At 73.0% G+C, this 11,573-nt stretch carries 11 protein-coding genes; 3 read left to right on the forward strand and 8 right to left on the reverse strand.

From position 1 onward, the window contains the following. Positions 1-35: 35 nt before the first annotated feature. From ACZ4VW_RS14110 to ACZ4VW_RS14120, 3 genes are read right to left on the reverse strand one after another with little or no spacing between them, the layout of a single operon-like run. Complete coding sequence (locus tag ACZ4VW_RS14110) at positions 36-1,121, reverse strand: tetratricopeptide repeat protein (protein WP_467961942.1); 1,086 nt, start codon at positions 1,119-1,121, stop codon at positions 36-38. Then, a complete protein-coding gene (locus ACZ4VW_RS14115; RefSeq protein ID WP_467961944.1) occupies positions 1,121-2,185 on the reverse strand; it encodes a tetratricopeptide repeat protein in 1,065 nt (354 codons plus the stop codon). The genes ACZ4VW_RS14110 and ACZ4VW_RS14115 overlap by 1 nt, the downstream gene beginning before the upstream one ends. Further along, on the reverse strand, positions 2,182-3,597 hold the full coding sequence (locus ACZ4VW_RS14120; protein WP_467961946.1) for an ATP-binding protein: 1,416 nt from the start codon (positions 3,595-3,597) through the stop codon (positions 2,182-2,184). The genes ACZ4VW_RS14115 and ACZ4VW_RS14120 overlap by 4 nt, the downstream gene beginning before the upstream one ends. A gap of 66 nt (positions 3,598-3,663) precedes the next feature. On the opposite strand from ACZ4VW_RS14120, the gene ACZ4VW_RS14125 reads away from it, so the two are divergent. Further along, positions 3,664-4,059, forward strand: a complete 396-nt coding sequence (locus ACZ4VW_RS14125; protein ID WP_467961948.1) for a hypothetical protein — start codon at positions 3,664-3,666, stop codon at positions 4,057-4,059. A gap of 248 nt (positions 4,060-4,307) precedes the next feature. Here ACZ4VW_RS14125 and ACZ4VW_RS14130 read toward each other — a convergent pair whose 3' ends face one another. The 4 genes from ACZ4VW_RS14130 to hrcA all read right to left on the reverse strand — a co-directional run bounded on the left by ACZ4VW_RS14130 (position 4,308) and on the right by hrcA (position 8,419). Beyond that, positions 4,308-5,051, reverse strand: coding sequence for a 16S rRNA (uracil(1498)-N(3))-methyltransferase (locus ACZ4VW_RS14130; RefSeq protein ID WP_467961950.1), 744 nt, complete (start codon positions 5,049-5,051; stop codon positions 4,308-4,310). Continuing rightward, positions 5,048-6,124, reverse strand: coding sequence for a nitronate monooxygenase (locus tag ACZ4VW_RS14135; RefSeq protein WP_467961952.1), 1,077 nt, complete (start codon positions 6,122-6,124; stop codon positions 5,048-5,050). Before ACZ4VW_RS14135 ends, ACZ4VW_RS14130 begins: the two co-directional genes overlap by 4 nt. A gap of 135 nt (positions 6,125-6,259) precedes the next feature. Beyond that, positions 6,260-7,399 (reverse strand): molecular chaperone DnaJ, encoded by a 1,140-nt coding sequence (dnaJ, locus tag ACZ4VW_RS14140; protein WP_361594062.1) that lies wholly within the window; start codon positions 7,397-7,399, stop codon positions 6,260-6,262. After that, positions 7,400-8,419 carry a heat-inducible transcriptional repressor HrcA gene (gene hrcA, locus ACZ4VW_RS14145; RefSeq protein ID WP_467961954.1) on the reverse strand — a complete coding sequence of 340 codons (1,020 nt, stop codon included), beginning with the start codon at positions 8,417-8,419 and terminating at the stop codon, positions 7,400-7,402. Between the two features lie 154 nt (positions 8,420-8,573). On the opposite strand from hrcA, the gene ACZ4VW_RS14150 reads away from it, so the two are divergent. Next, entirely contained in the window at positions 8,574-9,299 is a 726-nt protein-coding gene (locus tag ACZ4VW_RS14150; protein WP_467961956.1) for an MBL fold metallo-hydrolase, read from the forward strand. Between the two features lie 10 nt (positions 9,300-9,309). Then, positions 9,310-10,110: a DUF3097 domain-containing protein gene (locus ACZ4VW_RS14155; RefSeq protein ID WP_467961957.1), complete on the forward strand. Its 801-nt coding sequence runs from the start codon at positions 9,310-9,312 to the stop codon at positions 10,108-10,110. Between the two features lie 192 nt (positions 10,111-10,302). Here the strand turns inward: ACZ4VW_RS14155 and hemW are convergent, their stop codons facing one another. After that, complete coding sequence (hemW, locus tag ACZ4VW_RS14160; protein ID WP_467961958.1) at positions 10,303-11,535, reverse strand: radical SAM family heme chaperone HemW; 1,233 nt, start codon at positions 11,533-11,535, stop codon at positions 10,303-10,305. Between the last annotated feature and the right edge of the window lie 38 nt (positions 11,536-11,573).

The raw sequence follows: 11,573 nt of genomic DNA on the forward strand, positions 1-11,573 counted from the left end.
GGCGCTCCGTGCCCTCCCCGCACGGTGCGGTGCCCCTACGACGGAGCGCGGCGGCCGAGGGCCGAGCGGCTCACCCAGTACGTGATGACCACCGCCCAGAACAGCGGCGTACCGAGACCGCCGACCACCCCCGCGTCCGCCCGCCACAGCGCGAGGGACACCACCGAGTGCAGACCGAGCAGGCCGACGGCGACCGCCATCGCGATGACCGGTCTGCAGCCGCGGGCCACCAGGAGCAGCGGGCGACGCAGCCGCGGCGGCACGCGCCGGGTGATCCACAGCGCCCAGCCGGCCCAGCCTCCGACGAGGACGGCCGCGCCGATCACGTACGGGACGAGCGCCTCGCCGCCCGACGCCCCCGTACGCAGCGGAGCCGAGCCGAGGGCTGCCGCGACGAAGCCGAGAAGAGCCACCCAACGGGCGCCCGCGGCCGTGCCCCAGGCCATGGTCTCCAGGTTGTAGCGGGCCTGCCGGTCGTTCAGATCGAGGGCGGCGGACTCGACGAAGCCCTCGGCGGCCTTCGTCCACGCCCCCGGCCGGAACCAGCGGCGGCGCAGATGCAGCAGGGAGAGGTTGTTGTGGGCCTCGCTGCTCTGCGGGTCGAGCCGCAGAGCCGTCTCGTAGGCCTGCTTGGCGACTCCGTGGTCGCCGTTGCGCTGAGCCGTGAGACCGACGAGGAAGTGCGCGTCGCTCTCCTCGGGGGCGAGCGCGACGGCGGTACGGGCCGCCTCGTACGCCTCACGCCGGCGCTCGACGCGGACGGACCGGTCCAGGACGGTGCCGAGGGCGTAATGGCTGCCCCAGTAGTGCGGGGCGAGCTGGACGGAGTACCGGGCGGACCGCTCGGCCTCCTCGTACCTCTTCAGCGCGAGCAGGATGTGGGTGCGCATCAGCCAGGCGGGCAGCGAGTCGGGCTCGGCGAGCAGGGCCGCCTCGACGGAGTCGCACGCCTCCTGCTCCCGGCCCAGGCGGTGCTGACAGCGGGCCAGGAGGACCAGCGCGGTGACGTCGTGCGGGTCGGTGGCCAGGCGCTGGGCGGCGAGGGCGGCTGCCTGTTCGTACCGTCCGACGTCGAAGAGCGCGTCGGCCCTGTCCAGAGTGTTGTCTCCCAGGTGGTTCATCACACCTTGTCCCGGTCGTGCGTGATGCTGAGCAGGTTGGGCACGAGTCCCAGCCAGAACAGGATCTGGGGGATCGTACGGTCCGTCCACGGCACGAGCACGATCAGCAGGGCGCACAGGGTCGCGAGGATGGCCTGCCCGAGGACCACCCGGGGCCAGAACAGTCGCTGTACGAGGGCGCGTACGGTCAGCTGCGCGCCGGTGCGCATCCGCAGATAGCGGCGCCAGGCGCCGAATCCCCACACCGCCGCCATCAGGCACAGGGCCCAGAGCCGGGTGCCGAGGTGGATCGGCAGCTCCTTCGGGTCCTCGCCGCCGGTCACGAAGATGTCGGCGGTGACGGCGGCCACGGCGAGGCAGAGCAGGGCGAGCCACCGGGTGCCGCGCAGCATGCGGTAGACGGCCCTGTCGAGGTCCCTGCGCAGCGCCGGGGCGCCGGGGCTGGCGGCGAGGCCGCCCGCGTACAGATCGGCGGCCCGGGCGGCGGACGTGCCGGGCTTGCGGGCCTCCCGCTCGGTGACCCGGGTGACGGCGAGGCTGTCGGTCGGGTCGATGCGCAGAAGCTGCTGGACGGACTCCTCCACCAGGTCGAAGCGCTCGTTGAACGAGGCGACCTTGTACATGGTGTGCCACGTGTCGACCACGTCGGGACCGAGGCGTACCGCCTCCATGGCCTCCTCGAACGCCTCTTCCTTCGTGCCGACGAAGATCAGCATCTCGGCGCGCTGGGCGCGCGGCCCCCAGCGGTGCGGCGCGAGGCGGATCGCCTCACGCTGGGCCTGATCGGCCTCGGGCAGCCGGCCCAGCCTGCGCAGGGCGAATCCGCGCATGAAGAAACCCTCGGCGAGCTCGGGTTCGATCTTCAGCGCTTCGTCGGCGGCGTCGAGCGCCTCCTCGTACCGCTTGAGACCGCACAGGCACCGGGCGCGCGTGGTCCACGCCTCATGGTCGTCGGGTGCCTCGGCGAGCCGTCGGTCGACCAGGGCCAAGCCCTCCTCGTACCGCTCCATGCCGTACAGCGCGTCGGCCTGTTCGACCCGCGGGTGCGAGGGTGTCGCGCTCACAGCTTGCGCTTCTTCTTCAGGTAGACGACCAGGTCGTCGTACGTCCCGCCGTCGTTGGCGAACATCGCCACGTTGCGGGCGGAGGCGAACCATGACTCGCTGGAGGGCTTGATCTGCTTCGCCGCGCCCAGCAGATCCTTCATGTTGATCATGCGTACGGTGCCGGTGCGGGCGGAGTCGAGGAGCGCCGACTCGGCCGCGGTCTCGCAGACGTGGGCGAGGTCGGCGCCCGAGAAGTCCTCGGTGGCCTTGACGAGCTTGCCCAGGTCGACCGACTCGATGGGGCGCTCGCGCAGGTGGTAGCGGAGGATCGCCTCGCGTGCCGGGGCGTCGGGCGGCAGCACGAGCAGCGTCCGGTCGAGCCGGCCGGGGCGGCGCAGCGCGAGGTCGACGTCCCAGGGGACGTTGGTGGCGGCGAGCACGAAGACGCCTTCGTTCTCCGCGCCGTTGACGCCGTCGAGCTCCGTGAGGAGCTGGTTGACGACATTGCGCAGACCGCCGTGGTTCGTGCGGGAGCGCTTGGCGCCGAGCGCGTCCAGCTCGTCGAGGAAGACGACGCAGGGGGCCAGCCGGCGGGCGGTCTCGAAGATGTCGTGGACGTTCTTCTCGGACGTGCCGATGTACATGTCGAGGATGTCGGAGAGCGAGATCGACATGAAGCTCGCGCCGAGTTCGCCGGCGACGGCGCGGGCGATGAAGGTCTTGCCGCAGCCGGGCGGACCGTAGAGGAGAAGGCCGCCGCGGAGGGACTTGCCGTACAGCTTGCGCAGTTCGGGGTTGCGCATGGGGGCGAGGAAGGCGGCCTCCAGGCGGTCCTTGACCTCCTGCATGCCGCCGACGTCGGCGAGGCGTACGGAACCGGGGACGTCGACGTCCCAGGCGGACACGTCGCCGGCGTCCCCGCTGCCGTCGGAGGTGAGGGGCTGCTCGGTCTCTCCGTCCGCGCCGGTGACGAAACGGGGTCCGACGAGGTCGCCGACCTCCTGCTCGGCGGCGGCCCAGTCGAAGGCGGAGGTCCCGGAGACGGGCTCCTCGGGCGCGGGCCGCTCGGGCGCGAGCCCGGACTCGGGTCCCGACTCGGGTCCGGACTCGGGTCCGGACTCGGGTCCGGACTCGGGTCCGGACTCGGGTCCGGACTGGGGTCCGGCCGCGCGGGTTTCCCGGGCCGGGACGGGCGCTTCGGCGGGTGTCTCCTTCGGCGCCGCGGGCAGGCCCATCGCCCGCGCCATCAGGGCGCGGGCGGCGGCGTCGCCGGGCGCGTGCTGGAGCGCGACGGCCGCCTCGGTGACGGCCTGGTCACCGAGGCCCTCGGCGAGGAGCAGTTCGGCGAAGTGGAGCCGCAGGGGCACGTCTTCGGGCGCGGCGGCGACCGCGGCGCGCAGACTACGGATCAGGGGAGACTCGTCGGGCATGCGAGCACCCTATGAAGAACCCCTGGGCACTGGTCCACCGGGTTCCCGGAAGATTACGGTGGGCGGATGCGACGAAAGGGCGTGCCGCGCAAGCTGGTGGTGGGCGACACCGTCTGGCTCTGGGGCCGACGGCACCGGCACCCGGACTGCCGCGAAACCCTTTCCCTGCGTCGCGCCGACGCCCCGCAGGCCCAACTCCGCCTGGTCTTCCGCTCCGGCGAGAGCGGGGCGGTGGGGGGCTGGCCTCTGGGCGAGGGCGAGATCATCGGCGCGGGCGGCCGCGTCCTCAATCTCAACGAGCCCGGGGTGGCACGCCGTTTCCTCGACGAGGCCCTGGCGCGCGGCCTGCTCCCCACCACGAACGGCGTGCGGGAGGAGGACGGCTGGCCGCTGTTCCACGCGCTCGTGGCGGACGGGCCGCGGGAGGACGCCGGGCGCCCCGGCCCCGGGGCCGGCTCATGAGGCACGAGTCGCCGAGCGCGGCTCACCTCCAGCCCGCCGCTGGGCCGTGTCCGGAAGGTCCCGCCTGGCCCGCGACGCCTGGCACGCCCTCCCCCGTAGCCCTTCGGGCACGGGAGGGGCCCCCACGCTGCGTTGTCGGATCGCCCGAGTACGCCCAGTACGAGGGCGGCCCTCCGCCTTGCGATCGCACGCACCGGACGCCGCGGGCCCTGCCCTGCGGGCAGACGGCGCTACTTTCCGGACACGGCCTAGGACCAGCGGCCCGTGCGGCCGAGCAGCAGGGCGGTGGCCGCCGTACCGGCCGTGGAGGTGCGGAGCACACTGTGGCCCAGTCGGTACGGCTTCGCGCCCGCCGCCTCGAAGGCCGTCAACTCCTCCGGTGACACGCCCCCTTCGGGCCCGACGACCAGCACGATCTCGCCCCCGGTGGGGAGTTCGGCCTCGGCGAGCGCGCCACTGGGGTGGTCCCGGTCCTCGTGCAGGACGACGGCGAGGTCTGCGTCCGCCAGGAGCGCCGCCACCTGCTTGGTCGTCATCGCGTCGGCGACCTCGGGGAACCGGGTACGGCGCGACTGCTTGCCGGCCTCGCGCGCGGTCGCCCGCCATTTGGCCAGGGCCTTCAGGCCGCGGTCGCCCTTCCACTGGGTGATGCAGCGGGACGCGGCCCACGGCACGATCGCGTCGACGCCGGTCTCCGTCATGATCTCGACGGCGAGTTCGCCCCGGTCGCCCTTCGGCAGCGCCTGGACGACGGTGATACGGGGGTCGGGCGCGGGGTCCTCGTACGTACCCGAGACCTGGACGGTCAGCTGGTCCTTGCCCTCGGCGCTGAGCACCGTACAGTCCGCCCACCGACCGCAGCCGTCGGTCAGGACGAGGTCCTCACCTCCCCGCAGCCGCTTCACGGAGACGGCGTGGCGGCCCTCGGGGCCGTCGAGGAGGAAGGTGCCGGTGCCGGGGACGGCCTCGACGACGAAGACGGGTGCGGTCATGAGGCGCTCCTGTGGGCCTGCGCGGTGAGTGCGGTGTCGAGCTCGGCGGCCAGCACCTCGATCAGTTGTCCCGCCGGGAGTTCGCGGGCCAGCCGGTGCCCCTGACCGGCCCACAGGGCCATGCCCTGGGCGTCCCCTGCCGTGGCCGCGGCCTTGCGCAGGGGCGCGGTGAGGTGGTGGACCTCCGGGTAGGCGGCGGGGGCGTACGGGCCGTGCTCGCGCATGAAGCGGTTGACGAGCCCGCGCGCCGGACGCCCGGAGAAGGCCCGGGTGAGCTCGGTGCGGACGAAGAGGGGGTCGGTCAGGGCCCGCTTGTGCAGGGCGTGCGCCCCCGACTCGGGACAGACCAGGAACGCGGTGCCGAGCTGCGCGGCCTCGGCCCCTGCGGCGAGGACGGCGGCGATCTGCGCGCCGCGCATGATCCCGCCGGTCGCGACGATCGGCAGCCGCACGGCCTCCCTGACCTGCGTGACGAGCGCCAGGAGCCCGGTTCCGGCGAGGGCGGCGTCGGGGTCGTCCCGATGCGTGCCCTGATGTCCGCCCGCCTCGACGCCCTGCACGCAGACGGCGTCGGCGCCGGCCCGCTGGGCGGCCTGGGCCTCCTCGGGCGAGGTGACGGTGACGATCGTGTACGTACCGGCGCGGGCGAACGCGTCGAAGGTCTCGCGGCCGGGGCAGCCGAAGGTGAAGGAGACGACGGGGACCGGGTCGTCCAGGAGGATCGCGAGCTTGGCGTCGTAGGCGTCGTCCCGCCCGCTGTCCGGGCAGCCGAGCTGCGTCTCGTACCAGGTGGCCTCACCGGCGAGCTGGTGCCGGTACACCTCTACGGCGGCGGGGTCCGTGGGCTGGCCGCTCTGGGGCATGAAGAGGTTGACCCCGAAGGGCTGCCCGGTCAGCCCGCGCACCTGCTTGATCTCCTGGTACAGCCCGCCGGCGGTCTTGTACCCCCCGGCGAGGAAGCCGAGTCCGCCGGCCTCGCAGACGGCGCCGACGAGTTCCGGGCAGGACGCGCCACCCGCCATGGGGGCCTGCACGATCGGGTACCGGGAGAGACCGTTCAGCGCGGTGGACATGCGGGCATCGTTTCATGACGTCGGTCGGGGACCGAATCGGTGGTTCCGGTGGTACGGGAAAGGGGCGCCGCCCGCGATGACGCGGGCGCCGCCCCTCCTCCGTGACGTTTTCGACCGGCCGTCGAACCGTCGTGCCTACCGGCCGTTGAACGCGTCCTTCAGGCGCGAGAACAGCCCCTGCTGCCCGGGCTGGAACTGGCCCGTCGGCCGCTCCTCGCCGCGCAGCTTCGCCAGTTCGCGCAGCAGCCGCTCCTGCTCGGCGTCGAGCTTCGACGGCGTCGTCACCTCGACGTGCACGATCAGGTCGCCGCGACCGCCGCCGCGCAGGTGCGTGATGCCGCGCCCGTGCAGCGGGATCGACTGCCCGGACTGCGTGCCCGGGCGGATGTCGACCTCCTCGACGCCGTCGAGCGTCTGCAGCGGCACCTTCGTGCCGAGCGCGCCCGCCGTCATCGGGATGGTGACCGTGCAGTGCAGGTCGTCGCCGCGCCGCTGGAAGGTCTCGTGCGGGACCTCGTGGATCTCGACGTACAGGTCACCGGCCGGGCCGCCGCCGGGGCCGACCTCGCCCTCGCCGGCCAGCTGGATGCGGGTGCCGTTGTCGACACCGGCCGGGATCTTCACGGTCAGCGTGCGACGCGAGCGGACCCGGCCGTCGCCCGCGCACTCGGGGCACGGGGTGGGGACGACGGTGCCGAAGCCCTGGCACTGGGGGCAGGGGCGGGAGGTCATGACCTGGCCCAGGAAGGACCGGGTGACCTGCGAGACCTCACCGCGGCCGCGGCACATGTCACAGGTCTGCGCGGAGGTGCCGGGTGCGGCGCCCTCGCCCGAACAGGTCGTACAGACGACGGCCGTGTCGACCTGGATGTCCTTGGTCGTGCCGAAGGCTGCCTCGTTGAGGTCGATCTCCAGCCGGATCATCGCGTCCTGGCCGCGGCGGGTGCGCGAGCGCGGCCCGCGCTGCGACGCCGTACCGAAGAAGGCGTCCATGATGTCCGAGAAGTTTCCGAAGCCGCCCTGGCCGAAGCCACCGGCTCCGCCGCCACCGCCGGACGCGGACAGCGGGTCGCCTCCGAGGTCGTAGACCTGCTTCTTCTGCGGGTCCGACAACACCTCGTAGGCGGCGTTGATCTCCTTGAAGCGCTCCTGCGTCTTCGGATCGGGATTGACATCCGGGTGCAGCTCGCGCGCGAGCCGACGGAATGCCTTCTTGATCTCGTCCTGGGACGCGTCGCGGCGCACGCCGAGTACGGCGTAGTAGTCCGTGGCCACTTACGACTCCGCCAGGATCTGTCCGACGTAACGTGCCACTGCGCGTACCGCTCCCATCGTTCCGGGGTAGTCCATGCGGGTCGGTCCGACCACGCCGAGTTTGGCGACTGCCTCGTCGCCCGAACCGTAGCCGACCGCGACGACGGACGTGGAGGTGAGCCCTTCGTGGGCGTTCTCGTGCCCGATCCGTACGGTCATGCCCGAGTCCTTGGCCTCGCCGAGAAGCTTGAGGAGCACGACCTGCTCCTCGAGTGCTTCCAGCACCGGCCTGATCGTGAGGGGGAAGTCATGGCCGAAGCGGGTGAGATTGGCGGTGCCGCCGATCATCAGCCGCTCCTCGTGCTCCTCCACCAGCGTTTCGAGCAGGGTGGCGAGCACCGTCGACACCGTGCCGCGGTCCTCCGTCTCCTCGAACGACTCCGGAAGATCCTGCACCAGCTGCGGCACGTCCGCGAAACGGCGGCCGACCACCCGGCTGTTGAGCCGGGCCCGCAGGTCGGCGAGCGAGGCCTCGCCGAACGGCGCGGGGCAGTCGATCATCCGCTGCTCCACCCGGCCCGTGTCCGTGATCAGCACGAGCATCAGGCGGGCGGGCGCGAGCGAGAGCAGCTCCACGTGCCGGACCGTCGAGCGGGTCAGCGACGGGTACTGCACGACGGCGACCTGCCGGGTCAGCTGCGCGAGCAGCCGGACCGTACGGCCGACGACGTCGTCGAGGTCGACCGCGCCGTCGAGGAAGTTGTGGATCGCGCGCCGCTCGGGCGTCGACAGCGGCTTGACGCCGGCGAGCCGGTCGACGAAGAGGCGGTAGCCCTTGTCGGTCGGGATGCGTCCGGCGCTGGTGTGAGGCTGGGCGATGTAGCCCTCGTCCTCCAGGACAGCCATGTCGTTGCGCACGGTGGCGGGCGAGACGCCGAGCTTGTGACGCTCCGTGAGCGCCTTGGAGCCGACCGGCTCCTCCGTCCCGACATAGTCCTGGACGATGGCACGGAGCACCTCGAGTCTGCGTTCGCTGAGCATCGCGCACACCTCCAGCTGTCGTATCGGTTTGCTCCGCTTTTGGCACTCGCCCTGCCCGAGTGCCAGGAATCCCCCGGCCAGTGTACGGCGGCGGGCATCGCTCCTGGCAAGGAGGCCGCTTCGGAGGTCGCGTCGTAGCGGATAGCGTCGCGGTATGGATGTCGCTTGGGAAGAGTTCGGCTGGGAGCGGCTCGCGGACGGGGTGGGCCGGCGCCGCCTGCCCGGCTGGGACGCCACGGTGGGCCTGGTGCTGGGCGAGAAGGGGGTCCTGCTCTACGACACGGGCTCCACGATCCTGGAGGGCGCCGAGCTGCGGGCCCAGATCGAGGCGCTGACCGGCGGGCGAAGAGTGACGCACATCGCACTGAGCCACCCGCACTTCGATCATGTGCTGGGCACGGCGGTGTTCGCCGGGGCGGAGGTGTACGGCGCGGTGGGCGTCGACGAGCTGCTGCGGCGGGAGGGGCAGGAGCTGTTCACGGACGCGGTACGCCAGGGGGTGGACCCGGCGGCCGCGGCGGAGGCGGTCGACGTCCTGGTGGCCCCCCACCACACCGTGTCGGGCGAGTGGACGCTGGACCTGGGCGGCCGCCAGGTGCTGCTCGCGAACGTCGGGCCGGGACACACCGGCCACGATCTGGTGCTCCTCGTCCCCGCCGGCACGGAGGAGATCGTGTTCTGCGGCGACCTGGTCGAGGAGTCGGGCGAGCCGCAGGCGGGCCCCGACGCGATCCCGGCGCGCTGGCCGGACGCCCTGGACCGGCTTCTGGGTCTGGGCGGGGAGGCAGCGGTGTACGTGCCGGGCCACGGCGCGGTCGTGGACGCGACATTCGTCCGCGCGCAGCGGGAAGAACTGGCACGCCGCTTCGGAGTGTCATAACGTCCCGGAAATGCGCAGCTACAACCCGGACCTGACGCCCCCTTGGAAGCGCTCCGCGCCCGTGCCGGAGGTCCCGGCGGAGGCCGATCTCGTGGTCGAGGAGGTTTCGACGGGCTTCTGCGGGGCGGTGATCCGCTGCGAGGCGGGCACGGTGACGCTGGAGGACCGCTTCGGCAAGCACCGGGTCTTCCCGCTGGAACCGCGCGGGTTCCTGCTGGAGGGCCGGGTGGTCACCCTGGTCCGCCCCTCGGCCGCCCCCGCGCGCCCGACCCGCACGGCCTCCGGTTCGATCGCGGTGCCAGGCGCCCGGGCCCGGGTCGCCCGGGCGGGCCGGATCTACGTGGAGGGCCGCCACGACGCCGAGCTGGTGGAACGGGTCTGGGGAGACGACCTCCGCATCGAGGGCGTGGTGGTGGAGTACCTGGAGGGCATCGACGACCTCCCTGCCATCGTCGCGGACTTCGCCCCGGCGGCCGACGCGCGGCTGGGAATCCTGGTCGACCACCTGGTCCCCGGCTCGAAGGAGTCCCGCATCGCGGCGCAGGTCACGTCTCCGGACGTGCTGATCGTGGGCCACCCGTACATCGACGTCTGGGAGGCGGTGAAACCGTCGTCCGTGGGCATCCCGGCGTGGCCGACGGTCCCGCACGGCCAGGACTGGAAGACGGGCGTCTGCCGCGCCCTCTCCTGGCCGGAGAACACGGGCGCGGCCTGGCAGCACATCCTGTCGCGGGTCCACTCCTACAAGGACCTGGAACCGGCGCTGCTGGGCCGCGTGGAAGAACTGATCGACTTCGTGACGGCGCCGTAGGGCCGGGGCAGCGGCCCCGTGCCCCTCGGGCCCCCGGGCCGCTCGCCCGAAGGGCCCCGCGCCCGAGGGGCCGCCGGCGCGGGGCCCGAGGGGCACGGGGCCGCTCGGTGCGGGGCCTAGGGGCGGGGCGCCGCTGGCGCGGGGCCGCCGGCGCGGGGGGCCGCTGGGGGCAGGGCCGCGGGGCGAGGGCCCTTAGTCCACCAGGTCCCTGACCACCGCGTCCGCGAGCAGACGCCCTCGCAGGGTCAGGACCGCGCGTCCCGACTCGTACGCGGCCGGATCGAGGAGTCCGCCCTCCAGCGCCTTGCGGGACGCGGCCAGTCCGGCCGCCCGCAGCAGCCCCAGCTCGACGCCCTCCCGGAGCCGTAGCTCCAGCAGCACGCGCTCGACGCGCCGGTCCTCCGCCGACAGCACCTCCCGCCCCGCGCCGGGAGACCGCCCTTCTCCCAGCGCCGCCGCGTACGCGCCGGGATGCTTCACGTTCCACCACCGCACCCCGCCCACGTGCGAGTGCGCGCCCGGTCCTGCGCCCCACCAGTCGGCGCCCCGCCAGTACAGCTCGTTGTGCAGGCAGCGCCCGGCCTCCGAGGTGGCCCAGTTCGACACCTCGTACCAGTCGAAGCCGGCCTCGGCGAAGACCGAGTCCGCTATCAGGTACCGGTCCGCGTGCACGTCGTCGTCGGTCATCGGCACCTCGCCGCGCCGGATCCGCCGGGCCAGCTGCGTGCCCTCCTCCACGATCAGCGCGTACGCGCTGACGTGGTCGGGCCCGGCGCCGATCGCCGCCTCGAGCGACGCCCGCCAGTCGTCGTCGGACTCTCCCGGCGTGCCGTAGATGAGGTCCAGGTTGACGTGCTCGAAACCCGCCGCCCGTGCCTCCGCGACGCACGCCTCGGGCCGCCCGGGCGTGTGCGTGCGGTCCAGGACCTTCAGGACGTGCTGCCGGGCGCTCTGCATGCCGAACGAGATCCGGTTGAAGCCGCCGGCCCGCAGCTCGGCCAGATACGCCGGGTCCACCGACTCCGGGTTCGCCTCCGTCGTCACCTCGGCGTCGTCCGCGAGGCCGAACTCGTCCCGGATCGCCCCCAGCATCCGAACGAGGTCTCCGGCGGCGAGCAGCGTCGGTGTGCCCCCGCCGACGAAGACGGTCCGCACCGGCCTCGGGTCGTCGCCGAGGACCTTGCGGGCGAGGCGTATCTCCTCCGCGACCTGCCCGGCGTAGTTGTCCCGGGAGGCGAGCACGCCTCCGGCACCGCGCAGCTCGCTCGCGGTGTACGTGTTGAAGTCGCAGTAGCCGCAGCGCGTCGCGCAGTACGGCACGTGCAGATAGAACCCGAGCGGCCGGTCCCCGGCCCCTTCCAGGGCGTGCGCGGGCAGCGCCCCGTCCTCGGGCATGGGCTCACCATCGGGCAGTACGGAAGGCATGAACCCATTGTCCCGTACTGCCCGAGGTGAGCCTCCAG

Source organism: Streptomyces sp. NPDC029139, assembly GCF_055564335.1.